Source organism: Streptomyces sp. NPDC096152, assembly GCF_044763235.1.
Lineage (GTDB): Bacteria > Actinomycetota > Actinomycetes > Streptomycetales > Streptomycetaceae > Streptomyces.
Genome location: NZ_JBIWFW010000007.1, coordinates 143,612 through 164,910 on the forward strand (window position 1 = coordinate 143,612; position 21,299 = coordinate 164,910).

General features: G+C 72.8%; 18 protein-coding genes and 2 pseudogenes. 9 read left to right on the top strand and 11 right to left on the bottom strand.

Features of this window, described 5'->3' with window-relative positions:
• The first annotated feature begins 207 nt into the window (after positions 1–207).
• Both ACIQ9G_RS23995 and ACIQ9G_RS24000 read left to right on the top strand, forming a co-directional pair.
• Positions 208–1,212 (top strand): hypothetical protein, encoded by a 1,005-nt coding sequence (locus ACIQ9G_RS23995; protein WP_403612975.1) that lies wholly within the window; start codon positions 208–210, stop codon positions 1,210–1,212.
• A gap of 136 nt (positions 1,213–1,348) precedes the next feature.
• Positions 1,349–1,969 carry an HAD family hydrolase gene (locus ACIQ9G_RS24000; RefSeq protein WP_403612978.1) on the top strand — a complete coding sequence of 207 codons (621 nt, stop codon included), beginning with the start codon at positions 1,349–1,351 and terminating at the stop codon, positions 1,967–1,969.
• 24 nt (positions 1,970–1,993) lie between these two features.
• On the opposite strand, the gene ACIQ9G_RS24005 is transcribed toward ACIQ9G_RS24000, so the two are convergent.
• A complete protein-coding gene (locus tag ACIQ9G_RS24005) occupies positions 1,994–2,245 on the bottom strand; it encodes a hypothetical protein (RefSeq protein ID WP_403612980.1) in 252 nt (83 codons plus the stop codon).
• A 166-nt stretch (positions 2,246–2,411) separates the two neighbouring features.
• Here ACIQ9G_RS24005 and ACIQ9G_RS24010 point away from each other — a divergent pair, with 166 nt between their 5' ends.
• Entirely contained in the window at positions 2,412–2,795 is a 384-nt protein-coding gene (locus ACIQ9G_RS24010; RefSeq protein ID WP_356186166.1) for a cold-shock protein, read from the top strand.
• Positions 2,796–2,830: 35 nt separating this feature from the next.
• Here ACIQ9G_RS24010 and ACIQ9G_RS24015 read toward each other — a convergent pair whose 3' ends face one another.
• The 4 genes from ACIQ9G_RS24015 to ACIQ9G_RS24030 all read right to left on the bottom strand — a co-directional run bounded on the left by ACIQ9G_RS24015 (position 2,831) and on the right by ACIQ9G_RS24030 (position 6,462).
• The gene (locus ACIQ9G_RS24015; RefSeq protein ID WP_403612983.1) at positions 2,831–3,706 is read right to left on the bottom strand and encodes a 1,4-dihydroxy-6-naphthoate synthase; all 876 of its coding nucleotides are present in this window, start codon (positions 3,704–3,706) and stop codon (positions 2,831–2,833) included.
• Positions 3,696–4,442 carry a futalosine hydrolase gene (locus ACIQ9G_RS24020; protein ID WP_403612986.1) on the bottom strand — a complete coding sequence of 249 codons (747 nt, stop codon included), beginning with the start codon at positions 4,440–4,442 and terminating at the stop codon, positions 3,696–3,698. Before ACIQ9G_RS24020 ends, ACIQ9G_RS24015 begins: the two co-directional genes overlap by 11 nt.
• Positions 4,412–4,885, bottom strand: a complete 474-nt coding sequence (locus ACIQ9G_RS24025; protein ID WP_403612988.1) for a DUF2771 domain-containing protein — start codon at positions 4,883–4,885, stop codon at positions 4,412–4,414. Before ACIQ9G_RS24025 ends, ACIQ9G_RS24020 begins: the two co-directional genes overlap by 31 nt.
• A gap of 134 nt (positions 4,886–5,019) precedes the next feature.
• Complete coding sequence (locus tag ACIQ9G_RS24030) at positions 5,020–6,462, bottom strand: MFS transporter (RefSeq protein WP_403612991.1); 1,443 nt, start codon at positions 6,460–6,462, stop codon at positions 5,020–5,022.
• 379 nt (positions 6,463–6,841) lie between these two features.
• Here ACIQ9G_RS24030 and ACIQ9G_RS24035 point away from each other — a divergent pair, with 379 nt between their 5' ends.
• A complete protein-coding gene (locus tag ACIQ9G_RS24035) occupies positions 6,842–7,771 on the top strand; it encodes a DUF3027 domain-containing protein (RefSeq protein WP_403612993.1) in 930 nt (309 codons plus the stop codon).
• 274 nt (positions 7,772–8,045) lie between these two features.
• Here ACIQ9G_RS24035 and ACIQ9G_RS24040 read toward each other — a convergent pair whose 3' ends face one another.
• The 3 genes and pseudogenes from ACIQ9G_RS24040 to ACIQ9G_RS24050 all read right to left on the bottom strand — a co-directional run.
• Positions 8,046–8,918, bottom strand: coding sequence for a hypothetical protein (locus ACIQ9G_RS24040; protein WP_403612995.1), 873 nt, complete (start codon positions 8,916–8,918; stop codon positions 8,046–8,048).
• Between the two features lie 16 nt (positions 8,919–8,934).
• A pseudogene (locus ACIQ9G_RS24045) lies at positions 8,935–9,875 on the bottom strand (helix-turn-helix domain-containing protein).
• Between the two features lie 202 nt (positions 9,876–10,077).
• Positions 10,078–10,398 (bottom strand): annotated as a pseudogene (locus ACIQ9G_RS24050) (ATP-binding protein); the annotation flags it as partial.
• 190 nt (positions 10,399–10,588) lie between these two features.
• Here ACIQ9G_RS24050 and ACIQ9G_RS24055 point away from each other — a divergent pair.
• The 3 genes from ACIQ9G_RS24055 to ACIQ9G_RS24065 all read left to right on the top strand — a co-directional run bounded on the left by ACIQ9G_RS24055 (position 10,589) and on the right by ACIQ9G_RS24065 (position 15,924).
• Positions 10,589–13,699, top strand: coding sequence for a sacsin N-terminal ATP-binding-like domain-containing protein (locus tag ACIQ9G_RS24055; protein ID WP_403613776.1), 3,111 nt, complete (start codon positions 10,589–10,591; stop codon positions 13,697–13,699).
• Positions 13,700–13,931: 232 nt separating this feature from the next.
• On the top strand, positions 13,932–14,792 hold the full coding sequence (locus ACIQ9G_RS24060) for a hypothetical protein (RefSeq protein ID WP_403612997.1): 861 nt from the start codon (positions 13,932–13,934) through the stop codon (positions 14,790–14,792).
• Between the two features lie 283 nt (positions 14,793–15,075).
• Entirely contained in the window at positions 15,076–15,924 is an 849-nt protein-coding gene (locus tag ACIQ9G_RS24065; RefSeq protein WP_403613000.1) for a hypothetical protein, read from the top strand.
• Positions 15,925–15,931: 7 nt separating this feature from the next.
• On the opposite strand, the gene ACIQ9G_RS24070 is transcribed toward ACIQ9G_RS24065, so the two are convergent.
• A complete protein-coding gene (locus ACIQ9G_RS24070) occupies positions 15,932–18,325 on the bottom strand; it encodes an HAD-IC family P-type ATPase (RefSeq protein ID WP_403613003.1) in 2,394 nt (797 codons plus the stop codon).
• Positions 18,326–18,426: 101 nt separating this feature from the next.
• Positions 18,427–18,714 carry a DUF2530 domain-containing protein gene (locus ACIQ9G_RS24075; RefSeq protein WP_403613005.1) on the bottom strand — a complete coding sequence of 96 codons (288 nt, stop codon included), beginning with the start codon at positions 18,712–18,714 and terminating at the stop codon, positions 18,427–18,429.
• A gap of 268 nt (positions 18,715–18,982) precedes the next feature.
• On the opposite strand from ACIQ9G_RS24075, the gene ACIQ9G_RS24080 reads away from it, so the two are divergent.
• Positions 18,983–20,434: an NCS2 family permease gene (locus ACIQ9G_RS24080; protein WP_403613007.1), complete on the top strand. Its 1,452-nt coding sequence runs from the start codon at positions 18,983–18,985 to the stop codon at positions 20,432–20,434.
• Positions 20,435–20,489: 55 nt separating this feature from the next.
• On the opposite strand, the gene ACIQ9G_RS24085 is transcribed toward ACIQ9G_RS24080, so the two are convergent.
• On the bottom strand, positions 20,490–20,672 hold the full coding sequence (locus tag ACIQ9G_RS24085) for a ribbon-helix-helix protein, CopG family (RefSeq protein WP_356189022.1): 183 nt from the start codon (positions 20,670–20,672) through the stop codon (positions 20,490–20,492).
• Positions 20,673–20,838: 166 nt separating this feature from the next.
• Between ACIQ9G_RS24085 and ACIQ9G_RS24090 the strand changes: the two genes are divergently transcribed.
• The gene (locus ACIQ9G_RS24090; protein WP_356189020.1) at positions 20,839–21,276 is read left to right on the top strand and encodes a MarR family transcriptional regulator; all 438 of its coding nucleotides are present in this window, start codon (positions 20,839–20,841) and stop codon (positions 21,274–21,276) included.
• Positions 21,277–21,299: the final 23 nt, after the last annotated feature.

Genomic DNA, 21,299 nt, shown 5'->3' on the forward strand with positions numbered 1-21,299 from the left:
CGGACGGGCTGGTTGGGGTCGGCCGGGTTCTTCGGGTGCCGGAGAGTTTTCGTCTCTGGGGCTGTGTCCCGGTCCCCGTTCGGCCTTGGCGGTCTCGTCCTCAAGCGCCGGACGGGCTGGTTGGGCGGGCCGGAGATCCAGGGGAAGGGGGGCCTTGCGCTACCTTCGTGCCCACGGGGTTCATCGCCGTCGCCCCGGAGGGGTTCCGTGGGGATCGAGAGCGACCAGGTCGTCTACGAGTACTTGAGCCGCGTCGGGGACGTGGCCCACCAGCGGCAGTTGTCGTCCGCCACGCGGATGCGCCTGGTCTCGGAGCTGCGCAACGAGATCGACCGGCGCCGCTCCAGGGCCGCCGTCGACAGCCCGGCCGCCGTCCGCCGCATCCTCGACCGCCTCGGCAGCCCCGACGAGGTCGTGGCCGCCGCCGGCGGCCGGAGCACGGACGCCCGAACGAGCCCGTACGAGCAGTCGGCCTCCGCCGTCCCCGTCCAGCGTGACGGGGACGAGGAGGAGCCGGAGCGGCCCAAGGGGCTGCGCCGGATGGTGCCGCGGCCGCGTCCCGCCCGGCCGCGGGAGGACCCCGCGCCCTTCGACGGCCCGGCCCCGCCCCACCTGGCGACCGCCGCGGAACTCGGGGGCGCCACCGCACGGCCCGACTGGTGGCGGACGGACGGCAGCCCTTTCGGGATCGGCGACGACGTGCCGGGCTTCGTCGGCGGAGTGGAGATCCCGGAACTGCTCAAGACCCCGCCGGCCAGGGGGCCGGAGAAACAGGCGCGGACCGGGGGCGCCCCGCCCGTGGAACCGGCCGAGGACGCCACGGCCGTACCGGAGGCCCCTTCCCTGCGCCGCCGCCTCCCGACCCTGCGCACGGGCCGGTGGAACAACCCCCTGCTGCTGCTCGCGGCCGGGCTGCTCGTGGCCGGCGCGGTCCTCGGCAACTGGTTCGCCCTGCTGCTGGGCTGGGTCATCGCGTACGCCTCCCGCCGTCTGACGGCCCTGGAGTCGAAGTGGGCGGTCATGGGGATGCCGGGCCTGGCGGTCGTGGCGGGCGCGGTCTGGCTGTGGGGCCGCGGCGACGGCCGCTGGGGCACGCCCGTCGCCCAGGGCCACATGAACGCGGCGATCGCCGAGACCTGGCCGTGGGTGGTCCGGGGCGCGGCCGTCCTGTCGGCGCTCTTCCTGGTGTGGCGCTCGCAGCGGCAGCGGTAGGGCGGGAGGCGGTCGCGGGCGTCGGTGCCGGGCCGGCGGGCGGGCGAGCCGGCGGAACCGGTCGCGCGGTGCGGAAAGGTGTAGGTCACACGGGCCGGTGGTCTCCCCGTTCCGCGCCCTGGGCACAATGGCCCCCATGACCTCGCGCCCGCTGACCGTCGGCTTCGACCTCGACATGACCCTGATCGACTCCCGGCCCGGCATCCGCGCCTGCTACCTGGCGCTGTCCGAGCGGACGGGGACTTACATCGACGCCGACCTCGCCGTCACGCGGCTCGGGCCGCCGCTCGCGCAGGAGCTGGGCAACTGGTTCCCGGCCGACCAGATCGAGCGCATGATCGGGCTGTACCGCCAGATGTACCCGGCGATGGCCGTCACCGCCTCGCCCGCGCTGACCGGCGCCCGCGAGGCGATCGCGGCCGTACGGCGGGCCGGCGGGCGCGCGATCGTGGTCACGGCCAAGAACGAGCCGCACGCCAAGCTGCACATGGAGCACCTGGGCCTCGACCCGGACGCGGTCGTCGGCGACCTGTGGGCCGAGCAGAAGGCGCTGGCGCTGCGCGAGCACGGCGCCCGGGTGTACGTGGGCGACCACGTCGGGGACGTACGCGGCGCCCGGACGGCCGGCGCCCTGTCGGTGGCCGTGGCCACCGGGCCGTGCGGCGCGGGGGAGCTGCGCGAGGCGGGCGCGGACGTCGTACTCGCCGATCTGAACGAGTTTCCGAATTGGTTTTCGGCCTTCCGCACGGCCTTTTAGGACGAACGTGCGCGGGGGCGTCGCCTACCGGGTGCCCTCGCGGGCCTGCCGGCGGCCGGCCGCGATCGATTGGAGGACACCCGCCCCCGCGATCAGGAAGCCGACGCCCATGAGCATGCTCAGGCCGAACATGTAGGTCGGGAAAGGCTTCGCGCCGAGGAACAGCGGGGCCACCGTGACCAGAGTGGCCAGCGCGCCGACGAAGAACACGACGGCACCGGCCCGGATCAGCCGGTCACCGGCCGCGGCGGAATTCGCTTGGGTTTTGTCACGCACCGGACCAGGGTAGTTCCTGGCGCGAAGGAACAAGCGGGCGACGTCTTGTCACCCGCCCCAAGACCATTAGCCTGGATACCGGCGGGTCCTGACGCGGCCCGCCCCAGTGCTATCAAGAGCCCGTTGCAGAAGCAGTTTTCCGACGATTACGAGGACGAGGACGGAAGTGCCCACCGGCAAGGTCAAGTGGTTCAACAGTGAGAAGGGCTTCGGCTTTCTCTCCCGCGACGACGGCGGTGACGTCTTCGTCCATTCCTCCGTCCTTCCCGCCGGAGTCGACTCCCTCAAGCCGGGACAGCGCGTCGAGTTCGGCGTCGTCGCCGGTCAGCGGGGCGACCAGGCGCTGTCGGTGACGCTCCTCGACCCGACCCCCTCGGTCGCGGCCGCGCAGCGCAAGAAGCCGGACGAGCTGGCCTCCATCGTGCAGGACCTGACGACCCTCCTCGAGAACATCACTCCGATGCTCGAGAAGGGCCGCTACCCGGAGAAGACCTCCGGCAAGAAGATCGCGGGCCTGCTGCGCGCGGTCGCCGACCAGCTGGACGTCTAGCCTGCACGGACGGACCACAGGAACAGGGGCGCCGGCTACGGGAAGTCCAGCGCGTCCGGGCCGAGGGGCGGCACGAGTCCCTCGGCCGCCGCTCGGGTGAGCAGCCCGCGGACCGCCGCGTAGCCGTCCTCGCCGAGGCCGGCGGTGAACTCGTTGACGTACAGGCCGATGTGCTGGTCGGCGACGGCCGGGTCCATCTCCTGGGCGTGCTCCATGACGTAGGGCCGGGACGCCTCCGGGTCGTCCCAGGCCATGCGCACGGACGTGCGAATGGACTCGGCGAGCCGGTGCAGGCGCTCGGCGCCCAGCGACCGCCTGGCGACGATCGCGCCGAGCGGGATCGGCAGGCCGGTGGTGCTCTCCCAGTGCTCGCCCATGTCGGCGAGCTTGTGCAGGCCGTAGTTCTGGTAGGTGAAACGGGCCTCGTGGATCACGAGTCCCGCGTCCACCTTGCCGTCCCGTACGGCGGGCATGATCTCGTGGAAGGGCATCACCACGATCTCCCCGACCCCTCCGGGGACCGTGTCCGCGGCCCACAGGCGGAAGAGCAGGTACGCGGTCGACCTCTCGCTCGGCACCGCGACCGTGCGGCCCGCCAGTCCCGCACCGCCGAAGACGCCCCCGGCCCCCGGCTCCCGGGTGAGCACCAGCGGCCCGCAGCCCCGGCCCAGCGCGCCGCCGCACGGGAGCAGCGCGTACTCCCGCAGGACGTACGGCAGCACCGCGTACGACACCTTCAGCACGTCGAACTCGCCGCGCTCGGCCATGCCGTTGGTGATGTCGATGTCCGCGAAGGTGACGTCGAGCGCGGGCGCGCCCGGGACGCGGCCGTGGGCGAGGGCGTCGAAGACGAAGGTGTCGTTGGGGCAGGGGGAGTAGGCGATCTGCAGGGGTCGGCTCTCAGGGCTCATGTGGATTCCAACTCGTGAGGACGGGCGCGAGCTTCCCGAAACCCTCGGTCAGGGCCGCGAGGGCGTCGCCGACGCGCCAGGCGGCGCGGTCCCGGGGGCCAACGGGGTTGGAGACGGCGCGGATCTCCAGCACCGGCACGTGGTGCGCGGCGGCCGCCTCGGCGACCCCGAACCCCTCCATGCCCTCGGCGAGGGCGCGGGGGTGCCGGGCGCGCAGTGCGTCGGCCCGGGCGGCGGTCCCGGTGACGGTGGAGACGGTGAGCACCGTGCCGGTGCGGGCTCCGGTGGCGGCCGCGATCCCCCGTACGAGTGTTTCGGGCGGACGGTGGGTGACGGTGCCGAAGCCCAGCTCGGTCACCGGCAGGAACCCGTCGGCGGTCTCGGCGCCGAGGTCGGCGGCGGTGATCTCGTCGGCGACGACGAGCGAGGCGACGGGTGCGACGGGCGGGAAGCCCCCGCCGATGCCGGCGCAGACGACGAGGTCGTAGGGGGTGCCGCCGAGGGCGGCGGCGGTGAGGGCGCCGGCGGTCGACGCGGCGGACAGGGCCGGTCCGACCCCGGCGGCGAGCAGGTCGCAGCCGGCGGCGCGGCGCAGGGTCGCCCCGGGCAGCGCGACCTCGTGGAACGGCCCCGGGAACGCCCGGGCCACCGCGTCCCGTTCGGCGGGGACCGCGGTGGCCACGAGGACGCGTACGGAGGACGTGGTCAGGAGTTCTTCTGGAGCTTGAAGGACCACAGACCGGTCACTTCCTTGTCGCCCTCCTTGACGGAGACCAGCGTCGAGTTGCCGCTGGCGCCGTACTGGGCGTTGAAGAACACGCTGCCCGGGATGGTGCGGTAGGTCTTCGTGCTGGCGTCGGTGAGCGGCTGACCGTTCATCAGAATGGTCCAGCCCTTGTCGGCGATCTTCGGGTCGACACCGAAGCGTACGGTCTCGTCCGGGTCGACCTTGATGGATTTGATGTCGGTGTCCTTGAGGCACTTGGCCAGGTCGGCCGTCTGCAGCGACTTGCCGTCGTTGTAGCAGCTGGCCTCCGAGCTGACCGAGGACCGGCCGACGGTGATCGTGGCCAGAGGCGTCGGCTTCTCGCAGGCCGTGAGGACGAGCAGTCCGGCGAAAACGGCACCGGCAGCGGCGACGGCGCGGCGGCGTCGCACGGCGGATTGCAGCGTGGTCATGGTCGAAGGCTATCGGGCACCTCGGGCGGACCGCCCACGCGGGGGTACGGCGTGCCGCCCGGCCGGTACGCCGGGGTGCCGCCCGGCCGGTACGCCGAGGTGCGGCGCGGCCGGTAGCGGCGGGGTACGGCGCGTCAGGCCACACGGGGCCGGGGCGCGCCCCCGTGCCGGGCCGAGGCCAGCAGTCCGCGGACGGTGGTCAGCCATCCGGCGGCCACGATGGCGGCGGCCACCGACAGGCCCAGGGTGCCGTTCAGCGGCAGCACGATGCCGATCGCGCCGCCGAGCACCCAGGCCATCTGCAGCAGCGTCTCGGAGCGGGCGAAAGCCGAGGTGCGCACCAGCTCGGGCACGTCCCGCTGGATGAGGGCGTCCAGGGACAGCTTGGCCAGCGCCTGCGCGAAGCCGGCGATCCCGGCCAGGCAGGCCACCACGAACGTGCCGAAGAAGATGGCTGCCGTGATCGCCGTGCCCAGCACGATCGCGACGACGGTCACGATGATCAGCTCCGGCGCCCGCGACCGCAGCCACGCGCCGACCGCCGTGCCGAGCGCGTTGCCCGCGCCCGCCGAGACGCCGACGATCCCCAGGGAGACCGCGGCACTGGACCCGGCCAGCGGATGCTCCCGCAGCAGGAAGGCGAGGAAGAAGATCAGGAAGCCGGACAGGCAGCGCAGCGTGGCGTTCGCGGCCAGGGCGTGCGTGACCGCCGCGCCGACGGTGCGCAGGCCGGGCCGCTTGACCGGCTTGCGGTGCGGGCCGTGCAGGTGCTGCGCGTCCGCGGCGAGCAGGGCCCGGTCCTCGCCCTTGGCGGAGTCCACCTTCGGAGGCAGCGACAGGGACAGGAAGGTTCCCGCCACGAAGATCACGAAGGCGCCGTAGAGCGGATAGGGGGAGCCGAGGGCCTGCAGGCCGGCGCCGATCGGCGCGGCGACGCCCGTGGCGAGCAGCCCGCCGAGCGTCACCCGCGAGTTCGCCTTCACCAGCGAGAACCGGGGTGGCAGCAGCCGGGGCACGACGGCGCTGCGGACCACGCCGTACGCCTTCGAGGCGACCAGCACGCCCAGCGCGGCCGGATACAGCTCCAGGCTGCCGCTGGCCGCGGCCCCGGAGATGATCAGCGCGAGCAGGGCGCGGGCGAGCATCGCGCCGGCCATCGCGGCCCGGCGGCCGTGCGGCAGGCGGTCCAGGAGGGGGCCGATGACGGGTGCCAGGATCGTGAACGGGGCCATGGTGACGGCGAGATAGAGGGCGACCCGGCCGCGGGCCTCGTCGGTGGGCACGGAGAAGAAGACGGTGGAGGCGAGGGCGACGGTGATCATGACGTCGCCCGCGCCGTTCACCGCGTGCAGTTCGATCAGCTTGCCGAGCCCGGACTCACCCGCGCCGTGCGCGTGAGTGGCCTTCCGGATGCCCCGGGCCGCGCCGGTGAACGGGAGGCGCAGGGCACGGCCGACCGCACGGACGGACCCGCCGAACCGGCCCGAACCGCTTCCCCGGCCACTTCCCTTCATCCCCTTGAGCCCCTTGGTCTCACCGAGCCCGGCGGCTCCCGGAGGCGTCCTCGCGGCTGCCACCCCGTCATAGTGCCCCGAGACGGGCACGGGTAGTGCGATTACGGCACGGAAGGGACCGAAGGGCCCGCCGGAACACACCTTTGCGGTGCCTCCGGCGGAGCGGGCCAGGTGGAGGGGCGGGAAGAAAAGTGCCGCCGCGCAGCGGCGAAGCACCCGTCGGTGTAGGCCGACGGCACGCGAGAAGGTAGCGTGCACAGCGCGCCGTGGCGAACGTTCTCGGCCGCGCGCCTTACGGGCATACCGCAGAATGGATGACGTAGGTGCGCCCGAGCGCGATCGGGCGCGGACGTCGACGCGGTCCCCGGGCTCCGCTCCGTCCGCCCCGCCCGCCTTCAGGCCGGCGCACCCTGAGAGACGGCGTAGGAGAGAAGCGATACCTGTGAGCGCAGCGACCACGCGAAGCCGCACCCCCGACCGCCTGTGCGCCGAGGCCGTCGACCTCGCCCGCGCCGCAGCCGAGGAGGCTGCCGCGCCCGGCGTCGTCGGGGAGCACACGGGCATGGTGTCCGAGGGCGACCGCGTCGTCACGCACTTCTTCGAGTGCAAGGAGCTGGGGTACCGCGGCTGGCGCTGGGCCGCGACCGTGGCCCGCGCCTCCCGCGCGAAGATCGTCACCCTGGACGAGGTCGTCCTGCTGCCCGGCCCCGACGCGCTGCTCGCCCCGGAGTGGGTGCCGTGGAGCGAGCGCCTGCGCCCCGGCGACATGGGCCCCGGCGACCTGCTGCCCACGGACGCCGAGGACCTCCGGCTGGAGCCCGGCTACAGCGGCGAGGACGAGCCGGTGCCGAGCTCCGCGGTCTCCTCGGACATGGCCGAACTGGTCGAGGCGGAGGACGCCGAGGTCACCGCCGGCACGCCGCGCAACCTCCCGGCGGCGCCCCTGCGCGGCTCGATCGCGGCGGTCGCCGAGGAGCTCGGGATGCGCCGGGCGCGGGTGCTCTCCCGGTACGGCCTGCATGTCGCCGCCGACCGCTGGGAGGAGGTTTTCGGGCCGAAGACGCCGATGGCGCAAGCGGCCCCCGCACCCTGTGTGAGCTGCGGCTTCCTGATGCCGATCGGCGGTTCCCTGGGCCAGGCCTTCGGCGTGTGCGCGAACGAGTTCTCCCCGGCCGACGGACATGTGGTGTCGCTGGCGTACGGGTGCGGCGGGCACTCCGAGGCCGCTGTCATGCCGAGGCCGCCGCAGCCGCCCCCGCCGGTGGTCGACGAGACCCAGGTCGAGCCCTTCCCGCTGCGCCCGGCCCGCGACTCCGGATCGGTCCCCCCGGCGGCCGCGGACGAGGAGACGGCCGAGCTGGGCCACTCGTAGGGGCCGCGGCCCGCGGCCCGCGTGAGCGTGGCGCCCGCGTAGCCGTGGCGCCCGCGCACCCCTGGCACCCGTGGCGCCCGGTGTCTGGCGCCCGCGCACCGCGGGGGTCCGTGGGACCCGCGTGTCCGGCGCCCGCGCGCCGCTGGGGCCGGGGTGGCCCGGGCGGCGTCGGCCCGTGCGTGATGGGCGGTCAGGGGCCGCACGGCGGCGGTCGGCCGCGGTCAGGTCCGGCGGCGGCCGGTGCGGGCCCGCGCACGGTGTGGAACGAGCCCGGTCACTCGTCCTCGAAGATCTCTTCTGCCTTCGGCGCGGTGACCGCGCGGGCGAGCCAACGCCGGAGCACCTCCGGGTCGGTGCAGTCCGTGATGCGCCCGCGGACGTCGTCGGAGACGTCGAGGCCGCGCTGCTCCAGGACGACCAGTACGTCTTCGGCGCCCCGCTGGAGGCGGCCCTCGTCCCGGATTTCTTCGGAGATGTAGGACTTGTAGAAGGAGAGGTCCACGGCCACCAGATTCCTCCAGAGGTGCTTGGCCGGGCGGCTGCCCAGGCCCTGTGCGGTGAATTCGACGATGGGGTCCGCGATGTTCTCGGGTGCGTCCCGCAGTGCTGTGGACAGGGCCTTCAGTATCGCATCGACCGCCGGGTCGGCGGCGTGTGTGATGGCCGCCAGGCTGGCGAGGACCAGGTCGGCGCGGGCTTCCTCCGGGTCGGTGATCACCGGCATGTTGTGCGGGCCGGCGACCAGGGGCCGCAGGGTGAGGGTGGGCAGCTGCGGTGGCCCGCTGCTCACCGGTTGCTGGGCCCATCTGGCCGTCGCGTAGTCCTGGCAGACGACGAGGAGGGCCGTGGGCAGTCGGTACTTCGTCCACAGGTAAGCGGCGTAGTACGCCCAGCTCGCGGGCTTGCCCGGGTCCTTCTTGCCCTGGGCCTCGACGGCCAGGAGGAACGGGCCCTGCTCCGCGGTCTCGAAACGCAGCAGTGTGTCCACCCGGCGTTCGACGGGGTTGGCCTCGGTGAGGTCGGTCGGCAGGGCTGTCGCCTTCACGGGGATGGGAATGTCGACCCCGAGGAAGCGCGAGACACGGCTGAACAGCCCGGGGTCGTGCTGGAAGATGCGGTGCATCGCCTCGTGGGGCGGGCTGACCATGGAGCTCCTTGTGGATTCAGACAGGCGCGGCGGCTGTGCGGCAGTCGCGGCAGAGGGTTTCGGGCTCGGGTGCGCGGAAGCCGCGGTCGCAGCCGTCGCAGTTGCGCATCTCGTGGCGGACGGGTGGGGGTTCGGCCGGGGCGCGGAACGGGGGCGGGGGCGGTAGCCGGGCCGTGAGGCGGTGGGCCAGTAACGCTGCGGGGCGGCGTACGCCTTCGGGCGGGAGGTCGGTGGTCAGGGCGTGGCGTACGGCGGTGGCGGGTACGTCGCGTTGCAGCCAGGCGACGACGCCGGGGGCGAGGTGGGCGGTGTCGCAGGCGCTGAGCAGGAGGCGGGGGTTCTCGCGGTGGAGGGAGGCGAGGAGGTCGGTGGCCTGCTGGAGGAGGGTGGGGGAGGGGTGCGCCGGCTGGGGGACCGGGGGAGGGGGTGTTGCTTCTTGCGGGTCTCGCGGGGCTTCCTGGTCCTTTCTGCGGGCTCCTCGCGGACCGCTTGCCTGTCGGGGGCGGCCGGAACGGGAGCCGGGGCCGGGGCGTGGTGGAGGGCGGTGTCGCGGGTCTTCGGCTGGTTGCAGGAGATCGTGCGGGTGATGATCCGGCCGGCGGGAGTGTGTTCGCGGACGCGGCGCAGGTAGCCGTGGGCCTCCAGTTCGCGCAGTCCGGCGGCGATTCGGGTGCGGCCCTCCGGGAAGCGTTCGGCGAGGGTCTTGATGTCGACGGGGGCGTTGGCCGGCAGGGACTGGATGTGTACGGCCAGTGCGATGGCGACGAGCGACAGCTCGGGGTGCTGGGCGAGGTGGTTGCCGATCACCGTGAAGCGGGTGGTGTGGCGGGTGTTGTCGTGCGTGACGCCGAAGGCGCGGGGGCGAGTGTGCGTGCGTGGATTCGCCCGGGAGGGGGGTTCGCTCGCGGCAACGGCTGACTGGGCGTGCGGGGGCACGCTAGGGTTCTGGGTACCCATCGGGAAGCCCTACTTCCTCGGTGGTCAGGCCCTCGATCGGGATTGCGAGTCCCGGCCGGGGGCCGATGCATGTGTGCGGTTGTTTTCGCTGAGAGTAGGGGAGTTGGGGGCCCTGAAATCCAGCCGAGCCGGTGATGTTCACCCGCCCGAGTGAGCGTGCGCCACGGGCGGAGGGGTGGGGCTTGGTGGGGTTCTTTCTCCCTCACGTTCCTTGGGAAAAGGAGTCGGCGGCACCGGGGACCGTGGGGGCGGGTTCCGGTGCTGAGCAGCGCAGTTCGGCCCACACGGCCTTGCGCGGGAACCGGTCCTCGCTCACGCCCCAGCGGTCCGCGAGTGCGTCCACGAGGAGCAGGCCGCGGCCCGACTCGGCGGCTTCAGTGAGGTGTTGAGGCGCGGGAAGGCGGTCACCGCGCGTATCGGAGAGCTCGATACGGAGCATGCCGCCGGTCGGGTAGAGCGTCGGCCGGAAGTCCCGCCCGGGGACGCGGCCGTGCGTGACGGCGTTGGCCGCCGGCTCGGTCACCGGGGTGCCCCCGGCACCCGGTCCATACCGGGAGCGGGGCTTTTCGCCGTTCGGCGGCCGAGGCGCGGCGACGGGCCTGCTTTCGGCCGGGGAGCCGGGGGCGGAAGCCCGGCCGGTGCGGGACGGTGCGGACGGTGTCCGGCGGGGCGGTACCGTCGACCTCACATATGCGAGGAGATGCAACGTGAGCATGATCGTGCCGTCGCCGGCCGAGGGTGTCGATCCCTTCGGGACGGCGCGTCTGCGCCGCGGCGTGCTGGACGCGTGGGCCACCAGCCCGGCCCGGTTCCGTGAGGACGCCAACGCCGAGGAGGACCTCGTCCTCGGCGGCTACCGGGACCGTCTCGTCGTCGAGCTGGCGCAGAACGCCGCCGACGCCGCCGCCCGCGCCGGCGTCCCCGGGCGGCTGCGCCTCACCCTCCGCGACGACGTCCTGGTCGCCGCCAACACCGGTGCCCCGCTGGACGCGGCCGGCGTGGAGTCGCTGTCCACGCTGCGCGCCTCCGCGAAGCGGGACACCCCGTCGGTCGGCCGCTTCGGCGTCGGGTTCGCCGCCGTCCTCTCCGTCACCGACGAGCCCGCGGTCGTCGGCCGGCACGGCGGGGTGCGCTGGTCCCTGGCCGAGGCCCGCGGCCTCGCCGAGGAGACCGCCCGGCACAGCCCCGGCCTGGGCGACGAGATCCGCCGCCGCGACGGGCACGTACCGTTGCTGCGCCTGCCCTTCGCCGCCGAGGGCACCGCGCCCGACCCCTACGACACGGTCGTCATCCTGCCGCTGCGCGACACGGCCGCCGCCGACCTCGCCGAACGGCTGCTGCTCGCCGTCGACGACGCCCTGCTCCTCGCCCTGCCGGGGCTGGAGGAGGTCGTCGTGGAGATCGGCGACGCCGGTCCGCGCACCCTGCGCCGCCGCACCGAGGGCGCTCTGACCGTCGTGGAGGACACCCGCGAGGGCACGACCCGCTGGCGCACCGCTCAGGCGCACGGCCCGCTCACCCCGGAGCTGCTGGCCGGCCGGCCGGTCGAGGAGCGCCTGCGCCCGCACTGGTCGGTCACCTGGGCGGTGCCCGTCGACGCCGACGGCGGCCCGGCCCGGCCCCGTACCAGCCCGGTCGTCCACGCGCCCACGCCCAGCGACGAGCCGCTCGGCGTCCCCGCCCTGCTCATCGCCTCCTTCCCGCTGGACACCACCCGCCGCCGCGCCGCGCCCGGCCCGCTGACCGACTTCATGGTCGCCCGCGCGGCGGACGCCTACGCCGAACTCCTCGCCGGCTGGCGGCCGGTGACCGCCGGGATCATCGGCCTCGTGCCCGGCCCGCTGGGCAAGGGCGAGCTGGACGGCGCGCTGCGCCAGGCAGTCCTCGACCGGTTGCCGCGGACGTCCTTCCTGCCGCCCGCCGCCGAGCCGAAGGAGCCCGACTCCGACCTGCCCGAGTCGCTGCGGCCGCGGGACGCGGAGGTGGTGGAGGGCGCGGGCGCCGACACCGTGCGCGTCCTCGCCGAGGTGCTGCCCACCCTGCTGCCCGCCGGTCTCGAACGGCGCGTGGAGCTGCGCACGCTGGGCGTGGCCCGGGTGCCGCTGACCGACGCGATCGACCGGCTGGCCGGGCTGGAGAAGGAGCCGGGCTGGTGGCGGCGGCTGTACGACTCCCTCGCGGGCGTCGATCCGGACCGGCTGTCGGGACTGCCGGTGCCGCTGGCCGACGGGCGGACGACGCTCGGGCCCCGGCAGGTGCTGCTGCCCACCCCGGAGGCCGCCCCGGCCGACCCGGAGACGCTCGCCCGGCTCGGCCTGAAGGTCGCCCACCCGGACGCCGCCCACCCGATCCTGGAGAAGCTCGGCGCCCTGCCCGCCACCCCGCGCGCGGTGCTCACCACCCCGCAGGTGCGGGCCGCCGTCGCCGCCTCCCTCGACGAGGACGCCGGGGCGTGGGACGAGGACACCCCGGACGCCGAGGAACTCGCCGACACCGTCCTCGCCCTGGTGCGGGACGCGCGCCTGGCGCCCGGCGACGAACCCTGGCTCGGCGCGCTCGCCCTGCCCGACGAGGAAGGCGAACTCGCCCCGGCCGGTGAACTGGTCCTGCCCGGCGCCCCGTTCGCGGAGGTCATGCGGGAGGGCGAACTGCCCGCCGTGGACGCCGAACTGGCCGCCCGCTGGGGCGAGCAGCCGCTGGCCGCCTGCGGGGTGCTCGCGCACTTCGCCCTGGTGCGGGCCACCGACGTGGTTCTCGACCCCGACGAACTGGAGCCGCGGGAGGGCGACTTCCCCGAGCCGGACGACCCCGGACTGCTCGACGCGGTCGACGTGTGGTGCGAGGACGTCCTCGACCGGTTCCCGGACACGCCCGTGCCGCCGGTCGCCACCGAGATCGTCGCCGTGCGCGACCTGGACCTCGTCGACGACGACCAGTGGCCCGACGCCCTCGCCCAGCTGGCCCGGCCGCCGCTGCGGGACGCGCTGGTCCAGCCGGTGCGGATCCTGCTGCCGGACGGCACCCACGAGATCGTCCGGCCGTACACCGCCTGGTGGTTGCGCGGGCACCCGGTGCTCGGCGGACGCCGTCCGGCCGGTCTGCGCGCCGCCGGCTCCGACCCGCTGCTGCGCGGCCTGTACGACGAGGCCGACGCGACCGGCTTCGACGACGAGCAGGTGCTGCGCGCGCTGGGCGTGCGGACGAGTGTCGCGGCCCTGCTCGACGAGCCCGGCGGCGCCGCGGAGCTGCTCGACCGGCTCGCCGACCCCGAGCGCCCGGTGACCTCCGCCCAACTGCACGCCCTGTACGGTGCGCTGGCCGAGCTGGACCCGGATCAGGTGACGCTGCCGGACGAGCTGCGGGCCGTGGTCGACGGGCGGGTGGAGGTCGTGGACGCGGCCGACGCCGTGGTGTGCGACTCGCCGGACCTGCTGCCGTTCACCGAGGGCGTTCCGCTGCTGCCCGTACGGCCGTCGCGGGCTGCCGAGCTGGCAGAGCTGTTCCAGGTGCGCCGGCTCAGCGAGTCGGTCACCGGCGAGGTGGACTCCGAGGGCACCGAGCACGACGTACCGGGGCCGGTGCGGGCGCTGCTCGGGCCGCGGACCCCCGGGACCTACGTCGAGCACGAGGAACTCGTCGTGGACGGGACCGAGTTGGACTGGCGTCTGACGGCGGACGGGGTGCTGCACGCGGCGACCCTGGAGGGCGTGGCCGCCGGTCTGGCCTGGGCGGCGGGTCAGTGGCCGCGCCGGTTCGAGGTCGCGGCCCTGCTGGAGGATCCGTCCCGGACCGAGGAGCTGGCGCGGGACCGCTGGTTCGACTGACGCGCGGCGGGCCGGTTCCCGGCGGGCGTCGGCCATGCCCGCCGGCCAGGCCCGTGATCGCGGCCGCGGCCATACCTTCATAAAATCTTCAACCGACGTACAACCATCCCTGGTGGTCGCGGATCTGATCCCATGAGTCAACAGACTCCAAGATCGCTTGGGCCCCGCGCCGCCGAAGACGAGCCGTACGGAACGACCTGCGGCGGGGCCCCTTCTCCCACCTGGGGAACGCATGCGTATTCGAGCCACTGTGGCCGCCGTCTCCGGTGCCCTGGCCCTCGCCGCCTTCGCCGTGCCCGCCGCGCACGCCACCGGTGCCCCGTCCTACAAGGCGCAGGCCGAGAAGGCCCTCTCCGCCTCCGGCAAGTCCGCCTACACCGCCACCACGGCCGCGGACCTGGGCGTCACCTTCTCGAACCTGAAGATCGCCTCCGCGGTCAAGGTCGGCACGACCAACCACGTCTCCACCACGGTCACCTACACGATGACCTTCGGGGCGGGCTACCAGCTCAACGGCGACGACTTCGACAACGGCCCGTTCATCTACAAGGGCTCGCTCGACGCCCCGGACAACATGCTGTTCGGCGACGCCCCGGCGACCTGCACCGCCACCTCGTCGACGACCGCCTCCTGCAAGGGCCTCATCGACGTCTACCCGGCCGACGGCGAACTGCTCAACTCCGACGCCGGCACCTGGTCGGCGGGCGCGCTGGCCCTGCAGTACAGCACCAGCGACGACTCCATCCAGGGCGGCCTGGGCACCACCAAGGTGCAGCGCTACTCCAAGCTGACCGTCAACGCCTCGCCGGAGCCCGTCTACAAGGGCAAGACCATCACCGTCACCGGCAAGCTCTCCCGGGCCAACTGGGAGGACGGCCTGTACCACGGCTACACCAACCAGTACGTGAAGCTGCAGTACCGCAAGGCGGGCACCAGCACCTACACCACGCTGAAGACCATCAAGTCGGACTCGTACGGCAACCTGAAGACCACCACCACCGCGAGCGCCGACGGCTACTACCGCTACAGCTTCGCGGGCACCACGACCACCCCGGCGGTCAACGCCACGGGTGACTTCGTCGACGTGAAGTAAGACCCCGGCGCACCGTCGTTCCCGCAAGACCCTGGCGCACCGTCGCTCCCGACTTGTCCGGGAGCGGCGGTGCGTCGCGCAATGGACACGTCAAGCGTTGTGCATCCGGAGACAAAATCGTGCGGTCCGCCTACAACTCTCCACGCCGGTCGTGTATCTGATCGCGTGAGTCAACAGACTCCACGATCACATGGGCCCGCCCACGCCGACGACGAGCCGGGCGGAACGACCGTACGGCCGACCGGCGCCCGGGCCCCCTTTCTCCAACCCTTGGGGAACGCACATGCGCATACGAGCCACCGTGGCCGCCGTCTCCGGCGCCCTGGCCCTCTCCGCCCTCGTCGTGCCGGCCGCGCAGGCCGCCGGTTCGGCCCCGGCCACCGGGACGAGCGGCACGCCGTACACCCTGGACGTCAGCTTCTCCAACTACAAGATCGCCTCGGCGATCAAGGTGGGCACCACCAACAAGGTCAGCACCAAGGTCACCTACACGCTGACCCACGGCTCCGCCGTCGACATCACGGCGAGCGACTTCTACACGGACCCGTTCCTGTACCGCGGCTCCTTCGACGCCCCGGACAAGGAGCTCTACGGCGACAACCCCGCCACCTGCACCGCCACCTCGTCGACCACCGCGGACTGCACGGCGACCATCGACATCTACCCGGCCGACGGCGACCTGGTGAACGCGGACGCCGGCAGCTGGAAGGCCGCCGCCGAGGCCGTGGCCTTCAACGGCCAGGACCAGAGCAACCCGGACATGAGCAAGGTCGGCTACAAGGACCAGGACGGCCTCGGCAGCACCCTGTTGCAGCGCTACTCCAAGCTGACCGTCAACGCCGGCCCGGAGCCCGTCGCCAAGGGCAAGACCCTGACCGCGACCGGCAAGCTCTCCCGCGCCAACTGGGAGGACGGCCTGTACCACGGCTACACCAACCAGCCGGTCAAGCTCCAGTTCCGCAAGGCGGGCACGACCACGTACACCACCGTCAAGACGGTGTACTCCGACTCGTACGGCAACGTGAAGACCACCACCACCGCCAACTACGACGGCTACTGGCGCTTCAGCTTCGCCGGCACCTCGACCACCCCGGCGGTCAACGCCGCCGGCGACTACGTCGACGTGCAGTAAGACGCCCCTAGGCGGGGAAGCGGCGGCCGACCCACTTCCACAGCAGTTCCAGGGCGGCCGCCGCCACCGCGGCGATGCCCACCGCGACCCACGGCAGCGTCGTCCCCACCAGCTCCAGCGCGAAGAAACGCTGGAGCCCGGGGACGACGAGCACGCACAGGAACGCGGCCCCCATGGCCGCCACCAGCGCGATCCGCCACCAGGTGTACGGCCGGGCGATGATCGCCAGCACCCACATCGAGACGAGGAAGAGCGTCAGCGTCGCCGCGCTGGTCTCCGCCTCCAGGGAGCCCGGCCCGGTGTAGTGGTGCCGGGCGACGAGATAGGCGGCGAAGGTCGCCACGGCGGCGACCACCCCGCCCGGCACCGCGTAGCGCATGACCCGCCGGACGAAGTGCGGGCGGGCCCGCTCCGTGTTGGGGGCCAGCGCCAGGAAGAAGGCCGGGACGCCGATGGTGAGGGTGGACAGCAGGGTCAGGTGCCGGGGCAGGAACGGGTACTCCACCTGCCAGGCGGTGACCAGCAGGGCCAGCAGCACCGAGTAGACCGTCTTCACCAGGAACAGGGTGGCGACCCGGGTGATGTTGCCGATGACCCGGCGCCCCTCGGCGACCACCGACGGCAGGCCGGCGAAGCTGTTGTCCAGCAGCACGATCTGCGCCACGGCCCGGGTGGCCTCGGACCCCGAGCCCATCGACACGCCGATGTCGGCGTCCTTCAGCGCGAGCACGTCGTTCACGCCGTCGCCGGTCATCGCGACCGTGTGCCCCCGCGACTGAAGGGCTCCCACCATGTCCCGCTTCTGCCGCGGGGTGACCCGCCCGAACACCGTGCCCTCCTCCAGCGCCCGCGCCATGCCGTCGCGGTCGGCGGGCAGCCGGCGGGCGTCGACGGCGGTGCCGGTGAGGCCGACCTTCGCGGCGACCGCGCCGACGGAGACCGCGTTGTCGCCGGAGATGACCTTGGCGCGCACGCTCTGCGCGGTGAAGTAGCCGAGCGTCCCGGCGGCGTCGGGACGCAGCCGCTGCTCCAGCACGACCAGGGCGGCGGGCGTGACGGACCGGGTGATGCCGGGGTCGTCGAGGTCGCCGGCCGCGCGGGCGAGCAGCAGCACCCGCAGGCCCCGCTCGTTCAGCCGTCCGGTCTCGGCGAGGGCGGGGGAGCCGTCGGGCAGCAGCACGTCGGGGGCGCCGAGCAGCCACGTGCTCGCCTGCCCGTCGCCCTCGCTGAAGGTGGCGCCGCTGTACTTGCGGACGGAGGAGAAGGGCAGCGACTCCACGCAGCGCCACTCCTCGCTGTCCGGGTAGGCGTCGATGATCGCCCGCAGGGAGGCGTTCGGGCGCGGATCGGACTCTCCGAGGGCGCCGAGCACCCGGCGGACGTACGCCTCGTCGTAGCCGTCCAGGGCCCTGAGCTCGCTGACGTCCATGCCGCCCTCGGTGAGGGTGCCGGTCTTGTCCAGGCACACCGTGTCGACGCGGGCGAGGCCCTCGATGGCGGGCAGCTCCTGGACCAGGCACTGCTTGCGGCCGAGCCGGATGACGCCGATGGCGAAGGCGACGGAGGTGAGGAGCACCAGCCCCTCCGGGACCATGGGCACGATCCCGCCGACGGTCCGGGCGACGGAGTCCTTGAGGTCGCTGTGCTTCACCGCGAGCTGGCTGACGACCAGGCCGATCGCGGTCGGGACCATCATCCACGTGACGTACTTGAGGATGGTGGAGATCCCGGTGCGCAGCTCGGAGTGGACGAGGGTGAAGCGGGAGGCCTCCTCGGCGAGCTGGGCGGCGTAGGCCGCGCGGCCGACCTTGGCCGCCTGGTAGGCGCCGCCGCCGGCGACGACGAAGCTGCCGGACATGACGGTGGCCCCGGGCCGCTTGAGGACCGGGTCGGCCTCGCCGGTGAGCAGCGACTCGTCGATCTCGAGACCGTCGGCCTCGACGCAGACGCCGTCGACGACGATCTTGTCGCCCGGGCCGACCTCCAGCAGGTCGTCGAGGACGATCTCGCCGGTGCCGACCTCGGCGGTGGTGCCGTCCCGCCGGACGGTGGGCCGCGCCTCCCCGATCACGGCCAGCGAGTCGAGGGTCTGCTTCGCCCGCCACTCCTGGACGATGCCGATCCCGGTGTTGGCGAGGATCACGAAGCCGAAGAGGCTGTCCTGGATCGGCGCGACGAACAGCATGATCAGCCAGAGCACACCGATGATCGCGTTGAACCGGGTGAGGACGTTCGCACGGACGATCTCGGTCAGGGAGCGGCTGCTGCGCACGGGTACGTCGTTGACCTGCCCCCGGGCGACGCGCTCCGCGACCTCGGCGGCGGTGAGGCCGCCCGCCCGCACCGGCGCGCGCGAGGGGTGCACCTCGGCCGGCCCGGCGCCCGCGTCGATGTGCGTCATGCCTTCGACGGTACGTGCCGATGTGCGGCTTCACCCGCCGAGTGGGCGGAAGATCCGACCTGGGGAGGAGGGGGCGTCGTACGGCGGTCGGACCCGGGGCGTCACTCCGCCGACGTCGGCTGCTGCTCCGACTCGGGCGCGGGCGAGTCCGCCGCCTGCCGGAGCGCGGCGTCACGCCCGCGGACGTACCAGATGCCGATGAGGCCGAGGCCGGCGCCGGCCAGGCAGGTCCAGACCCACCAGGCTCGGCCGTGGTCCTCGAGCCGGCCGTAGAAGGGGAGCTGGACCAGGAAGAGGACGAACCACACGATCGTGCCGCCGATGATGGTGGCTACCACGGGGCCCTCCAGGGGCTCCGGCGCCTCGTGCTTGGGGGTCCACTTCGCCATGGCCCTCAGCTTACGGCCCCCGTGCGCCGGCTCCTCGCGGCCATCGTTGATCATTTCGGATCCCTTGCCCACCAAGGGTCTACGCGCGGAGATGGCCTTTTGGCCTTCATATGTTCATACTGAAACGGTCTGAGTCTGGCCACTTCTGTTCGTAGGAAACACCAACAGAGCCCTGGGGGAGACCTGCTGGTGACCCGAAGGTGGCGAGACTCGATCATGTTTCCGGCCCCGGTACCCCCGTACCCCCCGCACCCCTGAGGTCACCCGCATGTCCACCTCGGCCACCGCCAAGGCACCCGCTCCCGAGCAGCCCGGCACGCCGCCCGCGTACGGCGCCCTCGACCGCTACTTCAAGATCTCGGAACGGGGCAGCACGCTGTCCCGCGAGATCCGCGGCGGTTTCGCCACCTTCTTCGCGATGGCGTACATCATCGTGCTGAACCCGATCATCCTCGGCAGCGCGAAGGACATGTACGGGCACCAGCTCGACAACGGCCAGCTGGTCACCGCCACCGCCGTGACCGCCGCGTTCACCACGCTCCTCATGGGCGTCATCGGCAACGTCCCGATCGCCCTGGCCGCCGGCCTCGGCGTGAACACGGTCGTCGCCCTCCAGCTCGCCCCGCGGATGTCGTGGCCCGACGCCATGGGCATGGTCGTGCTCGCCGGCTTCGTCGTCATGCTGCTGGTCGCCACCGGCCTGCGCGAGCGGGTCATGAACGCGGTGCCGCTCGGCCTGCGCAAGGGCATCGCCATCGGCATCGGCCTGTTCATCATGCTGATCGGCCTGGTCGACTCCGGCTTCGTCTCCCGCATCCCGGACGCCGCCCACACCACCGTCCCGCTCCAGCTCGGCGCCGACGGTCACCTCACCGGCTGGCCGGTCCTGATCTTCATCCTGGGCGCGCTGCTCACCCTCGCCCTGATCATCCGCAAGGTGCCCGGCGCGATCCTCATCTCGATCGTCGCCATGACGGTGCTCGCGATGGTCGTCGACGCCCTCGTCAAGGTGCCCTCCTGGGGCCTGACCACCCCGAAGTGGCCCGGCAACCCGGTCTCCACCCCCGACTTCGGCCTGATCGGCAAGGTCAGCCTCTTCGGCGGCTTCTCCAAGGTCGGCCTGCTGACCGGCATCCTCTTCGTCTTCACCGTGCTGCTGTCGTGCTTCTTCGACGCGATGGGCACGATCATGGGCGTCAGCGACGAGGCCAAGCTCACGGACGCGCAGGGCCAGATGCCCGGCATCAACAAGGTCCTCTTCGTCGACGGCATCGCCGTCGCGGCGGGCGGCGCCAGCTCCTCCTCGGCCACCACCTGCTTCGTGGAGTCCACGGCCGGCGTCGGCGAGGGCGCCCGCACCGGTTTCGCCAACGTGGTCACCGGCGCGCTGTTCGCCGTGGCGCTCTTCCTGACCCCCATCGCCACGATGGTCCCGTCCCAGGCGGCCACCCCGGCCCTGCTCGCGGTCGGCTTCCTGATCCTGGCGGGCTCGGTCAAGGACATCGACTGGGCGGACTTCACGATCGCCGTCCCGGCCTTCATCACCATGGTGATGATGCCGTTCACCTACTCGATCACCAACGGCATCGGCATGGGCTTCATCACCTTCGCGGTGCTGCGCCTGGCGGTCGGCCGCGGCCGCGAGGTCCCGGCGGCGATGTACGTGGTGGCGGCGGTCTTCGGCTTCTACTACCTGATGCCGGCCCTGGGCCTGACCTGATCCGGCTCGACGGGGTCACGCGAGACCCGCGCCCGCGCTCACGCGGCGCCCGCGCTCACGTGACCCCGTAGAACTTCTCCGTCTCCTCGACGGCGGTCTGGAACCGCTCGTCGAAGTCATCGCGAATGAGCGTTCGGACGACATAGTCCTGGACGCTCATTCCCCTTTTCGCGGCGTGGCACCGGAGCCGTTCGAGCAGCTCACGGTCCATACGCAGGCTGAGCACGCTGGTCCCCATGGCAACGAGGGTCGCCGCACGCTTCCGCGCGACGTGTCATGTTCCGCGCCGGGATCACCCGTATGGGTGATCTATGGGCGATCCGCCCCCGCAGTGGCCAGGGTCACGGGCATGGGGAGGCATCCCCGTTGGTCTTTAGTCAGAGTAATGAGTTACGCTAAAGAACATGCCGGACCTTACCCATGGCGACGACGCTGCCGCCGTGAACGCCCTGCGCTCCGCCGTGATGCGGTTGTCCCGTCGGCTCAAGCACCAGCGCGTCGACGAGTCGCTCAGCCCCACCGAGATGTCGGTGCTGGGCACCCTGTCCAACTGCGGCAGCGCCACCCCGGGCGAGCTCGCCCGCAAGGAGCACGTCCAGCCGCCGTCGATGACCCGCATCGTGGCGCTGCTGGAGGCCAAGGGCCTGGTCCGTCTGGAGCCGCACCCCGAGGACCGGCGCCAGAAGGTCGTCACCAGGACCGAGCAGGCCGAGACCATGCTCGAGGAGAGCCGCCGCAAGCGGAACGCGTTCCTGGCCGGCCTGGTCGACGGCCTCGACGAGGACGAGTGGGCGAAACTGCGCGCCGCCGCCCCCGTACTGGAGAAGCTCGCGCACCTGTAAGCACGCCCATCGAGGAGGCGACC

Excerpts from the sequence above, each read along its gene's own strand:
- ACIQ9G_RS24085 (WP_356189022.1), bottom strand. The coding sequence starts at position 20,672 with ATGGGGACCAGCGTGCTCAGCCTGCGTATGGACCGTGAGCTGCTCGAA.
- ACIQ9G_RS24080 (WP_403613007.1), top strand. The coding sequence starts at position 18,983 with ATGTCCACCTCGGCCACCGCCAAGGCACCCGCTCCCGAGCAGCCCGGC.
- ACIQ9G_RS24090 (WP_356189020.1), top strand. The coding sequence starts at position 20,839 with ATGCCGGACCTTACCCATGGCGACGACGCTGCCGCCGTGAACGCCCTG.
- ACIQ9G_RS24015 (WP_403612983.1), bottom strand. The coding sequence starts at position 3,706 with ATGAGCCCTGAGAGCCGACCCCTGCAGATCGCCTACTCCCCCTGCCCC.
- ACIQ9G_RS24060 (WP_403612997.1), top strand. The coding sequence starts at position 13,932 with ATGCGTATTCGAGCCACTGTGGCCGCCGTCTCCGGTGCCCTGGCCCTC.
- ACIQ9G_RS24070 (WP_403613003.1), bottom strand. The coding sequence starts at position 18,325 with ATGACGCACATCGACGCGGGCGCCGGGCCGGCCGAGGTGCACCCCTCG.
- ACIQ9G_RS24000 (WP_403612978.1), top strand. The coding sequence starts at position 1,349 with ATGACCTCGCGCCCGCTGACCGTCGGCTTCGACCTCGACATGACCCTG.
- ACIQ9G_RS24055 (WP_403613776.1), top strand. The coding sequence starts at position 10,589 with ATGATCGTGCCGTCGCCGGCCGAGGGTGTCGATCCCTTCGGGACGGCG.
- ACIQ9G_RS24025 (WP_403612988.1), bottom strand. The coding sequence starts at position 4,885 with ATGACCACGCTGCAATCCGCCGTGCGACGCCGCCGCGCCGTCGCCGCT.
- ACIQ9G_RS24065 (WP_403613000.1), top strand. The coding sequence starts at position 15,076 with ATGCGCATACGAGCCACCGTGGCCGCCGTCTCCGGCGCCCTGGCCCTC.
- ACIQ9G_RS24075 (WP_403613005.1), bottom strand. The coding sequence starts at position 18,714 with ATGGCGAAGTGGACCCCCAAGCACGAGGCGCCGGAGCCCCTGGAGGGC.
- ACIQ9G_RS24040 (WP_403612995.1), bottom strand. The coding sequence starts at position 8,918 with ATGGTCAGCCCGCCCCACGAGGCGATGCACCGCATCTTCCAGCACGAC.